Raw genomic sequence first — 18,173 nt, forward strand, 5'->3', positions numbered from 1 at the left:
AGAATAGCCAGAATCAATTTAAGCCTATTGAAATGAGTAGAATAACCACTTTACTTTTAGTATTTTGTTTGATATTGTCCGGATGCGGAAACCATAAATCTCGAAATAATCAGGTTACATTGGAACCGGATTCATTATCCGGACCTTACAGCCATGCACAAGAGTTGTTTGACAAAGCCCGTGAACTGCAAAAAGGGGAGGATTATCCTGCCGCCATATCGGTTTATCAGCAATTAATATCCCTGGAACCAACGGATGATGACATAAAATCTGTCGCCACCCTAATGGATGAAGGATTCCTGCAATTGGTCTATTGCTATATCTTTGGCGGGCAACGGAAAGACGGGGCAGACTATTTCAGCCATATATATAAAGAAAACAAACTTTGGTTTGTACGGAATTATCCCCGTAGTGTGGAAATCAGTACAGCTTATTCCCTCTATGAAGCTACGCGCCTGGAAGAAGCCGTTGCTCTGATAGACCGTGCCTTGTCGCGGCAAGAGGAAGGCAGGGAGAATGAGCAACTTTACGTGGACAATGGCATTGCATCCGTCATTTATAACCAGGCTGGCGAAATACGCAAGGCGATTGCCTGTGGCGAACGGAGCCTTGAGATTATAAAAACACTGGAAGACCAGTCGAAGATCGTGTTTGTGCTGGGTAACTTGATTTTTCAGTATCAGCAGGTGGGAGAATTTGAACAGGCCCTTGCAGCTTATGATGCTCTGCTGGCTTCCGGTGAAGGGGAAAAGAACCCGTATGGATTGTGTGCTGCCGAGACAAATGTTGTCCAGCTCTACGATGAATGGGGTTTGGAAGAGGAAGTAATGCTCCATCTTGATAAAGCCCGTGAAGCTGCCGACCGGAGCGGTGTTCCTGATGCCTTTCTCCGGGTAGATAATTTATCCGTTTATTATGCTCTTCAATGTAAAGAATATGAAAAGGCTGCCGTTTTGCTGGACAGTATGCAGGTTCGTATGCCGGACCGTTCACAAAATTCGTTCTATCATGAATTTTATGATAATTACACCTGTATTCTGGCTGTAAGCGAGACGAAAGGGCAGGGCGGAATGGCTATTGCTTCGGCTCGCCAATTAATCGGGCAGTTGAAAGATAGGCCGTTGAATAACTTGTCGGTCCTGACATACCGCCTGTTGGGGGATGTGTTGGCAGAGGTAGGGGAGACGGCCTTATCCATAGAAGCGTATCAGGCCTGTTGTGACTATATAGAGAAGAACCAATTGGTGAATCAGCAGCGTCTGGTCTATTATGCGTTGGGAAAACTGTATGCAGAAACAATGCGCCCAGCCGAATCGTCCCGCTATCTGCTGATGGCTCATCAGGCTAACCAACAGTTTACCGAACGCCGGAATGCCGGATTAATTTCGCAATTCCGGGTTAAATATGAAACAAGGGAAAAGGAGCAGGATAACCGGTTGTTGCGTTCCGAGTTGCAGTTGCAGAAACGTACCCTGCAATATTATATCCTGATTGGCATCTTATCCTTTTTATTGGGCGTTGCTTTTTTGCTTTGGCTGAGTATGCGTCATAAGAAATCTCTCCGGCTGATTGAGGAAAAGGAAGGTCAGCTCCGGCAGATGCTGACCGAGCGGCAGAACCTGAACCGTAAAAACGAAGAACTACGTATGCAGATTGAAACGGCAGATGCCCAGCATACAATGCAGGAGGTGATAAACAGTCTTTCTCCCCGTTTGCTGACTGCGGAAGAGGAGCAGGAGTTCCGTCGCCAGTTCTGCCTTCTCTATCCGTCGTTCCTGTCGGGGTTGCGGAAGGCTTGTTCGGCTGTGACTCGTAATGATGAGTTGCTGGCTATGCTAATTCGTCTGAATCTTTCGTCGGAAGAAATAGCTTTTGCCCTCGGAAATAACCGGGCAAGTGTGAATACCTCCCGCTTCCGTTTGCGGAAAAAGTTGGAGCTGGACAAAGACGTATCGTTGGAAGATTACATGAGTCGATTTTAAATGGTTTGTAAATCAATAGATAGAAGTCTGTTATAGTAATTGTCTATTGAATTGTCTATTGCCGTTTTTAGGAAATGGCACCGGTATTGCATAGTTTCGCTTTCGTTGTAAGGCTTTTGATTGAAGTTATCATATAATATGAATTAAAATTAGCTAACATGAAAACGATTACATTATCAAGATTGAACAGACCATTTTTATTAAGGAGATTATTAACTATTACCTGTACTATCCTTTCTGTACTAATCCTGTTTGCGGCTTGCAGCGATGATGACGAGCCGTGTCCGTCACAACATCCGCAGGTGGCAGTTTGTTTGAAAAGCCAGACAAACAGTTGGCGTACAGCCCTGAGTTATTATGCCACAAATCAGTTGGAATCGAAAGGGCTGAGTTATACGACTTATGTAGCCAAAGACAAAGCACAGCAGGCGAACCAGATTCGTATGGCAGTGGAATCAGGCTGTCAGATACTGGTGGTCGCTCCCGAAGGTATTGCCAAGGATGCACTTGATGTCGCTTTCTCGGCAGGGATTCCGGTCATTATGTTTGAAGACGGAGTGACTGATGGCTATACCGCGTTGGTACAGGGGGACAATGCGGCTGCCGGTAAAAATGCCGCAGAGTATGTCGCCTCGAAAGGAGCCGGTCATGCAGTGGCTTTTAAGATTACACAAGACCCAGCGTCGAGTGATGCCCGTGTAGATGCTTTTACAGAGGAACTGAAATCCAAATCACCTTCAACGCAGGTGACTACACAGACTCTTTCATTATATACCAGCGCTAACGGCAAGGAAGCCGCAGACCGTATCCTGGCCGATGATCCGTCGGTGGATGCTTTTTATGCCCAGGATGACGAGGTGGCATCGGGTGTAATCGAGGCCATCAATGAATCCGGCCGCAATGATATCAAGGTCGTTGTCGGTTGTGGCGGGTCGCAGGCTTTCTTCTCATTGATACTTTCTACAACGGTCACGGATGTTGCGACTACGCTTTATTCGCCGTCCATGATTACCAAATGCATAGACTTGGCTGATGATGTGCTGAAAGGCAAAACGATTGAGGAAAAACAGATTGTAATGCCGGCGACAGTCGTAAACAAGGATAATGTCCGGGAATATCAGGATAGCAACTCTCCTTATTGAGTTGCTTAGGTTTCCGGTTCGGGCGCAGGATTAGCAGATTCTTTCTGTTAATTCTGCGCTTGAGTAACAGGGTTTCTCTATAAATCCTTATATTTGCCCATCACCAATAAAAAGACAATCGATATGACGACAAAGCCTTATAGCACAGACGAAACTCCACAGTCTCAGCCCGTCTCCGAACCTGCTGTTTCTTATGGTCTGCCACAGGATACCGCCAGCCTGAAGCTGGCAGCAATCAATGAATTGATGAATATCTTCGACCCGGAGCGCCTTTCGCAGGCGGTTGATTATTTGCGGTCGCTGGGAAGGGAAGAGGTTGGAGAATATCCTTATTACCCATCTTCCTCCAAAGAATTAAGACAGGAGTTGGCAGAAGCAGAAGATGATTTTGCCAACGGGCGGGTGTATTCAACTGATGAGTTACGTAAAGAAATGCGTATATGGTAATACATTTAGACTGGTCAGCCAAAGCCCGACGAAATCCGTCTAGCTTCAAGCAATTTGTAGGAAAATAGATTAATCAAATCAATCCCCATATAACCTTTATCACCTCCGGAATAGAAGCCTCTACTTCCGGAGTCAGTTCCATATTGACCTCGTTCAGGTTGGCGGCGGAGACGACAATCAGATGTACTTCCGGCAGGTCGCCGGTCAGAATCATTGTTTCAATCATGTCGCGAAGACCTATTTCGTGGGCACTCATCAACGGAGGATAATCGCTGGCGTATTTCGGACAGATGAGACGGACGGTGCCCGGAGGATTGCTGTCGAGGGTGGCGTCTACCATGATGATATGGTCGTAACCAGTGAGCCAGCTGATAAGATGCAAACCTCCCGTCCCGCCATCCATCAGGGTGACGTGGGCGGGAAGCGTTTCTTTCTCCAGGGCGCGGATGACGTGTATACCGACCCCTTCATCTTTCAGCAACAAGTTGCCGACACCTAATATAAGAGTTTTCTTTTTCATTATTTGCTTTTCTTTGCCGCCTTTGTGATTGTTTCGGCTGTCTCTGTTATTTCTTCCTTGTCGGCTATCTCTTCTTCGATGAACTTCCAGCCACCGATGATGGAGGAGGTTTCACCGCGCTGTTCGATGTAGTCGTGGTAGAATACCAGATATACATGGACGATGGCGAACAGGATGAAGAACCACATCAGGAAATGATGTATCTGCCGCGCCATCAGGTCGCCGCCCATCAACGGGACGGTCCAGGCAAACAGCTGGGGGAAGGCAGACTGGCTCATTTTGGCATACAGCCCGAAACCCGTAATGCTTTGCAGCAGGAAGGCCCAGAACGTGCCGAAATAGATTAAGCTCGCCAGCGCATTATGCCCGATACTGTCGACCGGCTTGTTCTTTATCATCAGTATATCGACTTTGATTACCTCCAATACTTCCTGCCATTGCGATTTCTTCAACGGGATGAAGTTGTTCCAGCGGGCAAAGCGGTTTCCCACGAATCCCCAATACAGGCGGAACACGAAGTTGAAGAAAAACACGAATGCCGTTACAAAGTGGATGAAACGGACCACGCCGAACCAATAGCTGAAATAGGCTTCCGAAGCATTCAGCATGGCCGGAGGGTCGGCAATGATAAACCCGGTAATGCAAAGTATGACGATGCACAATGCATTCACCCAGTGGTAAATACGTACGGGCAACTCCCATACGTATACTTCTCTCAGACGTTTCTTACGACTTTTCATAGCAATACTTTTTAAAACGTATCCATTTGGTGCACATACTTCCCTTCCTCGTCATACAGGTGTACGGCACAGGCCAGGCACGGGTCGAAGGAATGGATGGTCCGGAGGATTTCAAGCGGTTGATTGGCATCGTGTATCGGTGTGCCTATCAAGGCTGATTCGTAGGGTGACAGGTTGCCGTTCTCGTCTCTCGGCGAAGCGTTCCAGGTGGTCGGGACTACCATCTGATAGTTCTTCATCCGGTTGTTCTCGATGACGGCGAAATGAGCCAGTGCGCCGCGCGGAGCTTCGCAGAGGCCGACCCCTTGCGCCTGTTTCGGCCAGTTCTCGTTTTCCCACATGACCGGGTTGGCCATGCGCGAGTCGCCATTTTCCAGGTTCTTCATCAACTGGTCGAAAAACTCGAGCGACCATTGAGCGACCAACTGGGTTTCGATGCCGCGGGCAGCGGTGCGGCCCAGGGTGGAGAAGAGGGCGGAGGCGGGGAGGTCGAGTGCCTTCAGCACATTGTCGACAGCTGTCTTCTGCGGTTCCTTTCCGGCGGCATAGGCTACGACGAGACGGGCCAGCGGGCCGACTTCCATAGCATGCCCTTTCCAGCGGGGCGTTTTAATCCAGCTATATTTATCGTCTACGTTCAGATGCTTGTAGGGCGGTTTCGGACCGGTATATTCGAGGTTCGTTTCTCCTTCGTACGGATGGAGACCGGCTTTATCGCCTTCGGTGTATTTGTACCAGGAGTGGTAGATATATTCTTTGATTTCCTCCGGCGAGTTGGCGTCTACCGGATGAACCTTGCTCAGGTCGCGGTCGAGGACGATGCCGCGCGGACTCATGTAATCTTCTACACCGGCGTATCCATGCAGGGGAAAATCACCGTAGGAAAGGTAATTGCTTACGCCGCCGCCTATCTTGCTCCATTCGTCTTTATATACGCCGGCAATCATCAGGAGGTCGGGAATATACACCTGGTCGATGAAATCCTTGCCTTCCTGCAACTTCTGTTTCACCAGTGCGAGACGTTCGGCATTGATGGCGTTCGCCTCGTTCAGGTCGATGCTGCACGGCATGCCGCCGACCAGGAAGTTGGGATGCGGGTTCTTTCCGCCGAAGACGGCATGTACTTTGACAATCTCTTTTTGCCATTCCAATGCTTCGAGGTAATGGATGGTGGCAATCAGGTTTTGCTCCGGCGTCAGTTTGTAGGCCGGGTGCCCCCAATACCCGTTGGCGAAGATGCCCAGTTGACCGCTGGCGACGAACTTCTTGAGCTTGTTTTGCATTTCTGTGAAATAGCCTTCCGTGTTTTTGGGCCACGGCGACAGCTGCTGGGCGAGGAGGGCGGCCGCTTTCGGGTCTGCCTTGAGGCCGGAAACAATGTCGACCCAGTCGAGGGCATGCAACTGGTAGAAATGCACCGTATGGTCGTGCATGTAGAGCACCGCTTCCATGATGTTGCGCACCATTTCGGCATTGGGCGGAACACTGATGCCGAGCGCATTCTCGACGGCGCGAACCGAGCAAAGCGAGTGGATGGAGGTACACACGCCGCAAACACGGCCTACGAACACCCAGGCATCGCGCGGGTCGCGGTCGCGTACTATGTTTTCGATTCCGCGTACCATCGTACCGGAACTGTATGCATCTTTGATTTTGCCATTTTCGATGGCTGCCTCTACCCGGAGATGACCTTCGATACGGGTAATAGGGTCTATAACGATTCTTTCAGACATGGTGTTGCTAATTTAGTTAGATGGTAGATTTGCTTTCCGGTTCTTCGTTGTCGATCAGTTTCTTCTTCCGGATGTTGGTGGCTACGGCATGGACGGCGATGCCGGCTGCTGTCGCGGCTCCCAGGGCAAGGCCAATCTGGTCGGCTGTCGCTTCGATGCCGAACCCGTGTACGTCGGGCATCCGTTTATAGAACGGGCTGTTGTCCCAGAAGTTTTCTTCGCTGCAACCGAGGCAGGGGTGCCCGCTCTGGATAGGGTAGCTCGTCCCTTCGTTCCATTTGATGATACCGCAGGAGTTGTAGGTGCTCGGCCCTTTGCATCCCACTTTGTAGAGGCAATACCCATGCTTGGCGTTCTCGTCGTCGAAGCTCTCCACGAAGAGGCCGGCGTCGAAGTTGGCACGGCGGTAGCAGGTGTCGTGCACGCGGCGCGAATAGAACATCTGCGGACGTCCCAGCCCGTCGAGTTGCGGCATACGCTCGAATGTCAACATATAGATGATTACACCTGCCATGACGTCGGCGATTGGCGGGCAGCCTTGTACGTTGATGATTGGTTTCCCCTTGATAACCTTATGGATCGCTTTTGCGCCGGTCGGGTTGGGGTTGGCCGCCTGCACGCAACCGGCACATGCGCAGTTTCCCCAGGCGATGATGGCTTTGGCGCCTTCGGCAGCCTCGCGGGTGATTTGCAGGGCGCTTTTGCCGCCGACACAGCAATAACCTTCGTCTTTCGTCGGAATCGAGCCTTCAATCATAAGCAGGTATTCACCTTTATATTTCTTCATGGTCTCTTCCTTGGCAGCTTCGGCCTGTTCGCCGGCGGCAGCCATCAGGGTTTCCGTATAATCGAGTGAGATTTTGTCGAGAAGCAGGGTCGCCACGATAGGGTGGGCGGCACGGATGAACGATTCCGTACAGCAGGTGCATTCTTGCAGGTGAAGCCAGATGACCGGCAGGCGCGGCTTGGTTTCGAGTGCGTTGACAACCTGGGCGACACCGGAGGCTTCCAGTCCCATAAAGGCGGCCATGGTGGTACAGAATTTCAGGAAATCCCTTCGGGAGATGCCTTTCTGCCGGCATTCCTCGTAGACGGTTGGTCTTTTGTTATCCATATTTTCGTAATTTATTGGTTTCTTTGTTTTATTACGGCAGTCGTAAGTGTTCGTTTACGGGTGTCGTAACTGCTCATTTACGGGTGTCGTAACTGCCCGTTTACGGATGCCGTAACAAATCGGCCTCCGTTTTCAGGTGCGAACTTATCCGGGGGGCGGACCTTACCGAGTCCGGGTGCCGGACCTGCTCGGGTCTGAGTGTCGGACCTTCCCGGGTCCGGGTGCCGGACAAGTCCGCCTCTTTTCAGCAGATACGCGGCAGCTGTTCGCCGCTCAGCATATCGACTATCCGGTAGTTGCCGTAAAGTGTCCTCATCTTCACCACTGCGTTGCCTTTCTTTTCCACCCGTCCGATGACGGTAGCCTTTTCTCCCTCCGGGAAACTGCGCATGACGACCAGTGCTTCTTCCGCCAGTGCTTCGGGGAGGATGACCAGCACCAGCCCTTCGTTGGCGACATACAGCGGGTCGAGTCCCAGTATCTCCGAAGCGCCTCTTACAGCATCGGGGATGGGGAGGGCCGCTTCGTCCAGTATGATTTCAACGTTGGCCGCTTTCGCAATTTCGTTCAGTGTTCCGCTCACCCCGCCACGTGTCGGGTCGCGGAGCACATGGACTTCCTCTATATTTTTTAACAACCGGGAGAGCATATTGTTTAACGAAACGGTATCACTTTTCAGATTTGTTTCGAATCCGAGGCTTTCGCGGGCGGAAAGGATGGTGATGCCATGCGCTCCGATAGGACCGCTGCAAATCACTGCGTCTCCGGGTTGTACGCGGTCGGGGGCGATGCGGATGCTTTCGGCGACGACTCCGATGCCGCTGGTATTGATAAAGAGTTTGTCGCATTTGCCACGTTCCACCACCTTGGTATCACCGGCGACAATCTGCACGCCGGCTTTGTCGGCCGCCTTCCTCATGGACTGCACGATGCGTTGCAGGTCGGCAAGCGGCAGGCCCTCTTCGAGTATGAACCCGGCAGTGAGGTAAAGCGGACGGGCACCGCAGCAGGCAAGGTCGTTCACCGTCCCGTTCACCGCCAGGTCGCCGATATCGCCTCCGGGAAAGAAAATCGGGTCGACCACGAAAGAGTCGGTCGAACATGCCATACGCCCTTCCTGAACGGGAAATACGCAGCCATCGTGGTCCTGTTCTAGCAACGGGTTGCGGAAGGCGGGGTAGAAGATGTTGCTTATCAGTTGATGCGTCATCCTCCCGCCACCGCCATGCGCCATCAGCACACAGTCGGCATCGTTCAACGGTATCGGGCAGTTAAAATCTTCGTTCTTCATAATCATTATTATCATATTTGAACTATCTTGTCCCCGTGCTTGACACGGGGCCGCAAAGGAGCAGGCTGTATCAAAAGATACATATAGGAAACGGTCTATGCCTCTGCGATCCCGTGTCAAGCACGGGAACGGGATAGTTCATATTTTTCTATATTTATAGTAAGCCGCACAAACTCCTTCCGACGAAACCATCGGTGCACCTTTCGGGCGTTCCGGCGAACAACCCTTTCCGAAGAAAGGACAGTCGGCGGGTTGCTTCACGCCCCGCATGATGTCTCCGGCAATACATTCGGATGGGGTTTCTGTTCCATTCGGATGGAATGGGAATTTCTCCCGGGAGGAATAGGCTGCATATGTTTTCTTTAATCGTAAACCGCTGTGGGGAATGATGCCGATGCCCCGCCACTCCTGGTCGCATGCCTCGAGCGTTTCGTCCATCAATGCGCGGGCGGCCGGGTTACCCGTTTCGGGGACGGCACGCCGGTAGGCATTCTCGACAACGTGACTTCCGCCTTCCAACTGGAGCAGGCAACGGTAAATGCCATATAGCAGGTCGACCGGCTCGAAGCCTGTGACGACCATCGGCGTTTTATATTGTTCGGCCAGCTTGTGGTAAACCGCATTTCCGGTGATGGCACAGACGTGTCCGGCGGTCAGAAATCCGTCTACCTTACTTCCCGGGTCCGAAAGAATCGCGTCTATGGCCGGAGGAACTGTGAACAGTGACGTGAGTAACGAGAAATTGCTTAACTTTCGCCGTTGTGCCTCTTTTAACGCCATCATATGAACAGGGGCGGTTGTTTCAAAGCCAATGGCGAAAAAGACAACCTCTTTCTTCGGATTTGTTTCCGCCAGTTCGACCGCATCGAGCGGGGAATAAAGCATTCGGACATCTGCGCCGTGTGCCTTTGCCTGCAATAAATCTTCTTTTGTGCCCGGCACACGCATCATGTCACCAAACGAAGCCAGAATAATATCGGATTGTCCCGCCAGTTCAAGTGCCTGGTCAATCAGACTAACCGGAGTCACACAAACCGGGCATCCCGGCCCGTGAAGTAGCCGGATTTCCTGTGGCAGCATCTCTTCCAGGCGGTAACGGGCAATGGCATGGGTTTGCCCGCCGCATATCTCCATGATGTGCCACGGCCGGGTCGTTACCTTTCTGATAGCCCGCAGGAGTGCCTGTACCTGTTCGTTATTTCTATATTCATCGACGTACTTCATAAGCGTTGGAGTTTCTTTAAATCTTCCAGTGTTTCTTCTGCCTCTCGTGCATTCACTACGGAGATCGCCATTCCGGCATGAGCAAGGATATAATCGCCTTCCGTCACATCGACCCATTGGATGCAAATGTTTTTGGTGATGCCGCTAAAGTCAACTCTGGCCATGGCCAGCTCAGGCTCGGAACGGTCTATGCTTATAATTTTACCAGGTATTGCCAGACACATAAGCTGATTTGTTTTTTATTAACAACTCCAAAAGTAGGCAATATGTTTGGGAAAAGGTGTGTTAAATGATACATATTATCTATTAATTTATAGATAAAAGTTATCTCTATTGTTGCCGGGTTCGGTTGTTTGTTAAACTTAAACCCTCTATATTTGTGAGCATAGTAAAACAAACAGTGTGAGAATATCGATATTGACAATCCGTGGGTTAGTGCAAGGCGTTGGCTTTCGTCCTTTTATCTATCGTATAGCAAATGAGATGAAGATAAAAGGAGAGGTCGGTAACCGGAATAACGGAGTGTCGATCCGTGCGATCCTGACTCCGGAGCAGCGGGAACTTTTTATTTCCCGGATCAGAAATGAGCATCCGGCAGTTGCTTCGATCCATAGTGTTCAATGGGAAGAAGCCGATGTTGCAGATACGGATTATCCGGATTTTATGATTACACCCAGCCGTTCCGATTCGGAGGAGGTGACGCAGGTGGCGCCCGATATCGCTGTTTGTCCCGAATGCCTTTCCGACCGGATGAGGCAGCCGCATCGCCTGCGTTATCCTTTTATCAACTGTACGCATTGCGGCCCCCGTTTCTCCATCATCCGCGATTTGCCTTACGACCGGAAGCAGACCACGATGGCCGCCTTTGCCATGTGTCCCGACTGCCGGAGGGAATACACGACGGTAAGCGACCGCCGTTTCCATGCACAGCCTGTGGCCTGCAATCATTGCGGGCCTTTCTATTATGCCATATATAATAATGTAAAGATAAAGGAGTATGATAAGTTGCTGGACCTGTCCGTCCGCCTGCTTCGTGAAGGCGAGGTGATAGCGGCGAAAGGCATTGGCGGTTATCATCTGATATGCGATGCCCTGAACGGGGAGGCGGTGGCACGTTTGCGGGCGATAAAGCAACGTGACAGCAAGCCTTTTGCCGTTATGTTCCGCGATATGGAACATTTGCGGCATTATGCGGAGGCGGGCCCGGTCGAAGAAGACTGTCTGTCTTCCTGGCGCCGCCCGATTGTCTTGCTGAAACAAAAGAAAGCACTGGCGGACGATATAAACCGCGGCATGCGGACCTTGGGTTGTATGTTGCCTTATATGCCGTTGCATGAGGATTGGTTTGCCGCCCTCGACACACCGGCCCTGGTGATGACAAGCGGCAACCTGAGCGATTACCCTATCGCCATAACTCCGGACGAGGCCGCGGAGCAGTTGTCCGGAAAGGTCGCTCTCCTGCTTCACCATAACAGGGATATTCATAACCGGGTGGACGATTCAGTCCTTCAGGTTTGCGGCGGGCAACCTTGCCTGGTGCGCCGTTCGCGCGGCTATGTACCGGAGCCATTCTTTGCCGACATTCCCGTGGAAGGTATCCTGGCTTTCGGTGCGGAGAAAGTAAATACGTTTGCCTTGGGAAAAGGGGATACCATTCTGCAAAGCCAGTATATCGGTGACCTGAAGAACTGGGAGACATTCAGCTTCTACACGGAATCGCTGGACCGCTTCCGGCATCTTTTTCGTTTTATCCCTTCTGTACTGGCTTGCGACATGCATCCTGATTATCTCTCATCGCAGGAAGCGGAGCGCGTCGCCGCACGTACCGGATTGCCTCTGCTGAAAATACAACATCATCATGCTCATGCGGCAGCCTGCATGCTGGAATATGGCTTGCATGAGAAAGTGGTTGCCATCGTCCTGGACGGGACGGGGCTGGGTGACGACGGAAAGGTCTGGGGAGGTGAGTTCTTCCTCTGCGACCGCAAAGAGTACCGCCGCCTCTCGCATTTTGAATATGTCCCGCTGCCCGGTGGCGATAAGGCGGCTGTGGAACCCTGGCGGATGGCAGTCGCTTATCTGTGGCATTATTGGGGAGATTCCGCCCCTTTCCCGGAAGGCTTTCCCGAACGGGTAGGTGCGGATAAAATCCGCCTGCTGATGACGATGATGGAGAGAGGCGTCAATACGCCCTATACCTCGGGTGCCGGCCGGCTGTTTGATGCCGTCGCCTCCCTCTTGGGGTTGTGCGACGTGTCGACCCATCAGGCCGAGGCTCCTGTAAAACTGGAGCAGGCAGCCGGCAGTGAACAGTCGGCGCGTTATCCGGTTATAATAAAGGAAGGTGTTATATCCTTCCGCCCCTTGTTTGAGGGACTGTTGAACGATTGGGCTTCCGGAGTCTCCGTCGGTGACTTGGCTGCCCGGTTCCATAATACGATGGCTTTCCTGCTGCTCGACGAGGCCGCACGCCATCTGCAACAGACCGGAGCGACCCGCGTGGTTATCTCCGGCGGCTGTTTTCAAAATAAAAGGTTGACGGAACAGTTGCAACGTTTATTTGCCGCAAAAGGTATCCCGTTGTATGTCCCGGGCCGTATACCATGTAATGACGGGGGAGTTGCCGTCGGCCAGCTGGCTATTGCCGCTTCCCGGAATAAAAAAGACTGATTATGCACGAAATGTCTATTGCACAGAGTATCGTAGAACTGGCCGAAGAACAGGCGCGAAGCCGTCATTCGGAAGCCGTCGAGGAACTGGAACTGGAAATCGGCCGCCTGGCGGGTGTGGAATTGCATACGCTTGATTTCGCACTGGAAAGCGCGGTGAAAGGTTCCCTGCTCGAACATGCTTCGATTGTTCGCCATATCATTGACGGCGAGGGCATGTGTACCGGTTGCGGGCAGACTTTCCCGATGGAGACTCTGTTCACGCCTTGCCCGGCATGCGGTTCCTATTGTGTTAAAATCATTAAAGGAAAAGAACTTCGTGTAAAATCTATTGTTATTAAATAATAAATACAAAACGCTTATGTGTGGAACTTGCGGGTGTGGAGAACACCATCATCATCACGAACACGACCATCATCATGAACATGGCCATGAACATCATCATCACCATCACGATGAGGATAAGGTAATAACTCTTGAACAGGATATACTCCGGCGGAACAATCTGCTGGCGGAGCGCAACCGCGGTTATTTTGAGGCAAAGGAAATCTTCAGCCTGAACCTGATGAGTTCGCCCGGCTCCGGAAAGACTACGTTGCTGGAGGAAACCGTGCGCCGCCTGAAAGGCAAACTCCCTTTGTATGTCATCGAGGGAGACCAACAGACTTCTAATGATGCCGACCGCATTGCCGCACTGGATATTCCCGTTTTCCAGGTCAACACCGGGACCGGTTGCCATCTGGAAGCCGATATGGTGAACCACGCAGTCAAACATCTGGTACCGACCGATTACTCGATACTTTTCATAGAGAACGTCGGTAACCTTGTTTGTCCTGCCATGTTCGACCTGGGCGAAGCAAAGAAAGTCGTTATCGTTAGCACGACCGAAGGTGACGATAAGCCGTTGAAATACCCGCACATCTTTGCAGAAGCCGATGTTTGCGTAATCAATAAGACAGACCTGGCACCTTATCTGAATACCGATATAGAGACCTTGAAGAGTAATGCTTTAAAGGTGAATCATCATTTGCAGGTGTTTGAAGTGTCGGCAACAAAAGGGGACGGCATGGATGCCTGGTGCGATTGGTTATGCTCAGAATGTGCAAAATGTAAATAAATAACCCCTGTTTCGATGGATAAATGGATAAAAAAGCTATATTTGTTCCAGTTCATTGAATCAAAATAATCAAAGTGTTATGATTAACCGAGAATTAATCGACCCGAAGAGCATAGTCGTAGTAGGCGGCTCGAATAATGTACACAAGCCGGGTGGGCGTTTGGTACGAAATCTCCTTGATGGCAAATATAAAGGAGAACTGTATGTCGTGAATGCCAGGGAAGACGACGTGCAAGGTCTGAAATCGTATCATTCCGTGCAGGATATTCCGGATACGGAAATGGCTATCATATCGATTCCCGGTCCTTCATGTCCCGAAGCTGTTGATATCCTGGCTAAACAGAAGAATGTAAAAGCATTTATTGTGGTTTCCGCCGGTTTTGGCGAAGAGACTCACGAGGGGGCTATCCTCGAAAATCAGATGCTGGATAGTGTGAACGAAGCAGGTGCCTCCATGATTGGTCCAAACTGTATCGGACTGATGAATATGAATTTTCATGGAGTGTTTACACAGCCTATCCCCGAATTTCATCCCGACGGAGTCGACTTTGTCTCCAGTTCCGGCGGTACGGCGCTTTTCATCATTGAATCGGCATTGACAAAAGGCTTGCGTTTCTCCTCTGTATGGTCGGTTGGCAACTCCAAGCAGATTGGGGTAGAAGAGGTGATTGAGTATATGGACCGTAACTTTGACCCTGTGCTCGATTCCAAAATCAAGATGCTTTATATCGAACAAATTAAGAATCCCGATAAATTATTGTATCATGCCGCTTCGCTGATTCGCAAAGGCTGTCATATCGCAGCCATCAAAGCAGGAAGCACCGAATCGGGCAAGCGTGCTGCTTCCTCGCATACCGGTGCAATTGCCAGTTCGGATTCGGCTGTGGAGGCTCTGTTCCGTAAAGCCGGTATCGTACGTTGTTTCAGCCGTGAAGAGCTAACGACGGTTGCTTGTATTTTCACCTTGAAAGAGGTAAAAGGAAAAAACTGTGCAATCATTACACACGCCGGAGGTCCTGCCGTCATGTTGGCGGATGCTCTTTCCAAAGGCCGTCTGAACGTTCCCAACCTGGAAGGTCCGATAGCGACCGAGTTGAAATCCAAGTTGTATCCCGGAGCAGCCGTTAGCAATCCGATTGATATTATCGGAACGGGAACACCGGAGCATCTGGCTACGGCAATAGACTTCTGTGAGAATAAGTTTGAGGAAGTCGATTTGATGATGGTTATTTTCGGAAGTCCCGGCCTGGTGAAACTATATGATACATACGAAGTACTTCATAAAAAGATGGAAGAGTGTAAGAAACCAATCTTCCCGGTATTGCCTTCTATCGTAACTGCCGGCCCGGAAGTGCGCAGCTTTGTGAAAAAGGGACATGTGAATTTCTCGGACGAGGTGACTTTGGGTACGGCTCTTTCCCGTGTGATCAATACGCCGAAGCCGATGAGTACCGATATACAATTATATGGTGTCAATGTGCCCGAAGTGCGTCGTATCATCGACCAGTTGCCATCCAACGGTTATCTGGCTCCCGAACAGGTTCGCACGCTGTTGGGTGCTGCCAATATCCCATTGGTGGAAGAGTTTACATCGACCGACAAAGACGAGTTGATTGCTTTTGCCAAACGTGTAAAATTCCCTGTTGTGGCGAAGGTGGTCGGTCCTGTACATAAAAGTGATATTGGCGGTGTAGCCCTGAATATCCGCAGTGAGGAGCACTTGTTGTTTGAGTTTGAACGTATGATGCGCCTGCCGGATGTGACGGCAATTATGGTACAGCCTATGCTGAAAGGGCAGGAGTTGTTCCTCGGGGCGAAGTATGAGGAAGGTTTCGGGCATGTAATCCTTTGCGGTCTGGGAGGTATTTTTGTCGAAGTACTGAAAGATGTTTCTTACGGTCTGGCTCCGTTATCCTATGACGAGACCTTTTCAATGATTCGTTCTTTACGCGGTTATCCGATTATTAAAGGTACACGCGGGCAGAAAGGTATCGACGAGCAACAATATGCAGACATTATAGTCCGTCTTTCCACTTTGCTTCGTTTTGCTTCTGAAATAAAAGAAATGGATATTAACCCGCTGGTTGCAACCGACCGGGGATTATTTGCGGTAGACGCCCGTATCCGGATAGAAAAATAATATCTCTGACAGATATTAATAAAAAGGGGAATTGAAACGTAAGCCTGTCGATTTGTTTCAATTCCCCTTCGTTTATTTGTACTACTCAGCCTGTTTTCTTCCCCTTCTTTTTCGTCCGGGGAGTGACGGCGGAATATTGTCTCTGACAAATTTTTTAAAGCTACTGAGCGATACCTGGTAATACTCAGCCAGTTCGGCGTACGTAGCATTTTCTTCGTTGAGTTCCTTTTCTATCTGTTCTTTCTGCGCAAGTAGGTGGTCCATTTTGGGAGTACCTTTCGGGCGTCCGAGGGTTGTGCCCCGGCTTCTGGTAATTTCCAGCGATTCTTTTGTCCGTGTCGAAATTAGTTTGCTTTCAATTTCCGAGACGAGCCCAAAAGTAAATGCTAACGTTTTGCTGTCGACATTGTTTTCAAAAGTATACCCTTCTTTGAGACAGTAAAGAGTGATCTTTTTTTCAATACATAATAATATCAAATGCATAATTTCCATCAACCTCCGGCTCAGGCGTGTGACATCGGCTACAATTAATGTATCGCCGGCCTCCATATTTTTTATAATATCTTCAAGCCTGTTCTTATGTCGTGAGGATGTTGTTCGTGTATCTTTATGCCATTTGTCTATAGTCATGTTATTGTTCGCGGCAAACTGCTCAATCGCGTTTTTTTGATTGTCACTTTGTTGCTTGTTTGAATATGTTCGTGTATAGGCAATTATCATACTATTTTTAATGTTGATACGTTTATATTATAACATATTGGCTAGCAATATGTTCATGTCTGCTTGTCCTTCTTTCTGCTGTTTCACCTCCTTTCCTTTAAATCTTGTAATTAAACAGATGCGAAAATAAACAATTAAAAAAGAACACGAAATATTTGGTGGATAAAAATAAATGCTTACCTTTGCACCGCAATCGACAATAAAGGGGTTGCAAAACGGGGTGTAGCGCAGTCCGGTTAGCGCACCTGCTTTGGGAGCAGGGGGTCCCAGGTTCGAATCCTGGTACCCCGACACAAAAAGAGAACCAACAAACTCGTTGGTTCTCTTTTTTATTTTAATTCAAATTACTTTCGACATTTGTTTGACAACCGAAGGGCCGGAAAAAATAAAAGCTGAGTAGATTTGTATCAGATTGGCGCCTGCTGCTTGCATTTTTAGTACATCATCCGGTGTCATAACACCTCCGGCTCCAATAATGAGAAATTCTTTTCCTAGCTGCATTCTTAGCTGTTTAACAATCCTGCGGGATTTATTCCCAATTCCTTTTCCGCTGACACCTCCGGCACCGTAAACCACCAGTTCTTCTGTTGTATAGTTTTGAATAGCTGAACGGTCGGTTGTTGGTCCGGTCGCTATTGCACCGTCGATATGATATTCTCGGATCAGGTCGACTACCTTATTTATTGATTCTTCCGACAGATCGGCAGGTAGTTTCAGAAGGATGGGGCGGTTTTCCGGCAACTGGCTTCTATATCGATCCAGTTCTTTGAGAATTCTGATAAATGTCTCGTCATTAGGTGACGGAAGATTTATAGTGAAATAGTCGGCCTTTGGCGATAAAGTTTTATAAAGTGAAAGAATATCGTAAACGGCTGCTTCTCCGTTTGATTCCGGATTTTTATTGATATTGATTCCCAGTAGGTAATTTCGGGATGTCCGGTTCAAATGTTCGTTCAGTTTTGCCAGTCCGGGGTTGTTAAATCCGGTTCTGGATATCAGTGAGTCATATTTGGGGAGACGGAAAATACGTGGTCCGGGATTCCCTTGCTGGGGTGAGGGAGTGATTGTACCGATTTCAATGAAGCCGAAACCGAAATCTGATAACTCGTCGAATATCTCACCGGTCTTGTCGAATCCGGCGGATAAACCGATTCTGCAATTGATGATTTTTTCTCCCCAGTGAAAAGGAGTATTTGTCTGAACGTATTGTTTACGAATAAGTTTTCGTAGCAAAGGAAAATGACTATAGCTTTTTAATCCGGCTGCTAGGAGGTTGTGTACTTTCTCCGGTTCCAAAAGAAATAACAAAGGTCTGATAATTTGTTTGTACATGA

The 18,173-nt window shown here is 49.6% G+C and carries 16 protein-coding genes and 1 tRNA gene; 8 read left to right on the forward strand and 9 right to left on the reverse strand.

What is annotated here, in order from left to right; translation table 11 throughout:
• The first annotated feature begins 32 nt into the window (after nt 1–32).
• The 3 genes from K6V26_RS06430 to K6V26_RS06440 all read left to right on the forward strand — a co-directional run bounded on the left by K6V26_RS06430 (nt 33) and on the right by K6V26_RS06440 (nt 3,571).
• Complete coding sequence (locus tag K6V26_RS06430; protein WP_224264876.1) at nt 33–1,982, forward strand: hypothetical protein; 1,950 nt, start codon at nt 33–35, stop codon at nt 1,980–1,982.
• Between the two features lie 158 nt (nt 1,983–2,140).
• On the forward strand, nt 2,141–3,124 hold the full coding sequence (locus tag K6V26_RS06435; RefSeq protein ID WP_195438436.1) for a substrate-binding domain-containing protein: 984 nt from the start codon (nt 2,141–2,143) through the stop codon (nt 3,122–3,124).
• A gap of 123 nt (nt 3,125–3,247) precedes the next feature.
• A complete protein-coding gene (locus tag K6V26_RS06440; protein WP_046146801.1) occupies nt 3,248–3,571 on the forward strand; it encodes a hypothetical protein in 324 nt (107 codons plus the stop codon).
• 73 nt (nt 3,572–3,644) lie between these two features.
• On the opposite strand, the gene K6V26_RS06445 is transcribed toward K6V26_RS06440, so the two are convergent.
• From K6V26_RS06445 to K6V26_RS06475, 7 genes are all read right to left on the reverse strand, one after another.
• Entirely contained in the window at nt 3,645–4,091 is a 447-nt protein-coding gene (locus tag K6V26_RS06445; protein ID WP_224264877.1) for a HyaD/HybD family hydrogenase maturation endopeptidase, read from the reverse strand.
• Nucleotides 4,091–4,831 carry a Ni/Fe-hydrogenase, b-type cytochrome subunit gene (gene cybH / locus K6V26_RS06450; RefSeq protein ID WP_010803650.1) on the reverse strand — a complete coding sequence of 247 codons (741 nt, stop codon included), beginning with the start codon at nt 4,829–4,831 and terminating at the stop codon, nt 4,091–4,093. The genes K6V26_RS06445 and cybH overlap by 1 nt, the downstream gene beginning before the upstream one ends.
• A gap of 11 nt (nt 4,832–4,842) precedes the next feature.
• Nucleotides 4,843–6,564: a nickel-dependent hydrogenase large subunit gene (locus K6V26_RS06455; protein WP_010803649.1), complete on the reverse strand. Its 1,722-nt coding sequence runs from the start codon at nt 6,562–6,564 to the stop codon at nt 4,843–4,845.
• Nucleotides 6,565–6,580: 16 nt separating this feature from the next.
• Complete coding sequence (locus K6V26_RS06460; protein ID WP_046146805.1) at nt 6,581–7,678, reverse strand: hydrogenase small subunit; 1,098 nt, start codon at nt 7,676–7,678, stop codon at nt 6,581–6,583.
• 244 nt (nt 7,679–7,922) lie between these two features.
• The gene (hypE, locus tag K6V26_RS06465) at nt 7,923–8,969 is read right to left on the reverse strand and encodes a hydrogenase expression/formation protein HypE (RefSeq protein WP_048316905.1); all 1,047 of its coding nucleotides are present in this window, start codon (nt 8,967–8,969) and stop codon (nt 7,923–7,925) included.
• 138 nt (nt 8,970–9,107) lie between these two features.
• Nucleotides 9,108–10,193, reverse strand: a complete 1,086-nt coding sequence (hypD, locus tag K6V26_RS06470) for a hydrogenase formation protein HypD (protein WP_224264878.1) — start codon at nt 10,191–10,193, stop codon at nt 9,108–9,110.
• On the reverse strand, nt 10,190–10,357 hold the full coding sequence (locus K6V26_RS06475) for a HypC/HybG/HupF family hydrogenase formation chaperone (protein ID WP_232434120.1): 168 nt from the start codon (nt 10,355–10,357) through the stop codon (nt 10,190–10,192). The genes hypD and K6V26_RS06475 overlap by 4 nt, the downstream gene beginning before the upstream one ends.
• 238 nt (nt 10,358–10,595) lie before the next feature.
• On the opposite strand from K6V26_RS06475, the gene hypF reads away from it, so the two are divergent.
• The 4 genes from hypF (at nt 10,596) to K6V26_RS06495 (ending at nt 16,119) form a co-directional block, all read left to right on the forward strand.
• Nucleotides 10,596–12,863, forward strand: coding sequence for a carbamoyltransferase HypF (hypF, locus tag K6V26_RS06480; RefSeq protein WP_224264879.1), 2,268 nt, complete (start codon nt 10,596–10,598; stop codon nt 12,861–12,863).
• Nucleotides 12,864–12,865: 2 nt separating this feature from the next.
• Nucleotides 12,866–13,207, forward strand: coding sequence for a hydrogenase maturation nickel metallochaperone HypA/HybF (locus K6V26_RS06485; RefSeq protein WP_007653250.1), 342 nt, complete (start codon nt 12,866–12,868; stop codon nt 13,205–13,207).
• Between the two features lie 16 nt (nt 13,208–13,223).
• Nucleotides 13,224–13,979, forward strand: coding sequence for a hydrogenase nickel incorporation protein HypB (gene hypB, locus K6V26_RS06490; RefSeq protein ID WP_224264880.1), 756 nt, complete (start codon nt 13,224–13,226; stop codon nt 13,977–13,979).
• 79 nt (nt 13,980–14,058) lie between these two features.
• Nucleotides 14,059–16,119 (forward strand): acetate--CoA ligase family protein, encoded by a 2,061-nt coding sequence (locus K6V26_RS06495; protein ID WP_007653254.1) that lies wholly within the window; start codon nt 14,059–14,061, stop codon nt 16,117–16,119.
• 81 nt (nt 16,120–16,200) lie between these two features.
• Here the strand turns inward: K6V26_RS06495 and K6V26_RS06500 are convergent, their stop codons facing one another.
• Nucleotides 16,201–16,839 carry a recombinase family protein gene (locus K6V26_RS06500; protein WP_007653257.1) on the reverse strand — a complete coding sequence of 213 codons (639 nt, stop codon included), beginning with the start codon at nt 16,837–16,839 and terminating at the stop codon, nt 16,201–16,203.
• A gap of 216 nt (nt 16,840–17,055) precedes the next feature.
• Here K6V26_RS06500 and K6V26_RS06505 point away from each other — a divergent pair.
• A tRNA-Pro gene (locus K6V26_RS06505) sits at nt 17,056–17,130 on the forward strand.
• A gap of 48 nt (nt 17,131–17,178) precedes the next feature.
• Here the strand turns inward: K6V26_RS06505 and K6V26_RS06510 are convergent.
• Nucleotides 17,179–18,171, reverse strand: a complete 993-nt coding sequence (locus K6V26_RS06510) for a quinone-dependent dihydroorotate dehydrogenase (protein ID WP_224264881.1) — start codon at nt 18,169–18,171, stop codon at nt 17,179–17,181.
• Nucleotides 18,172–18,173: the final 2 nt, after the last annotated feature.

Origin of the sequence: Parabacteroides goldsteinii, assembly GCF_020091425.1 — a bacterium.
GTDB classification, from domain to species: domain Bacteria; phylum Bacteroidota; class Bacteroidia; order Bacteroidales; family Tannerellaceae; genus Parabacteroides; species Parabacteroides goldsteinii.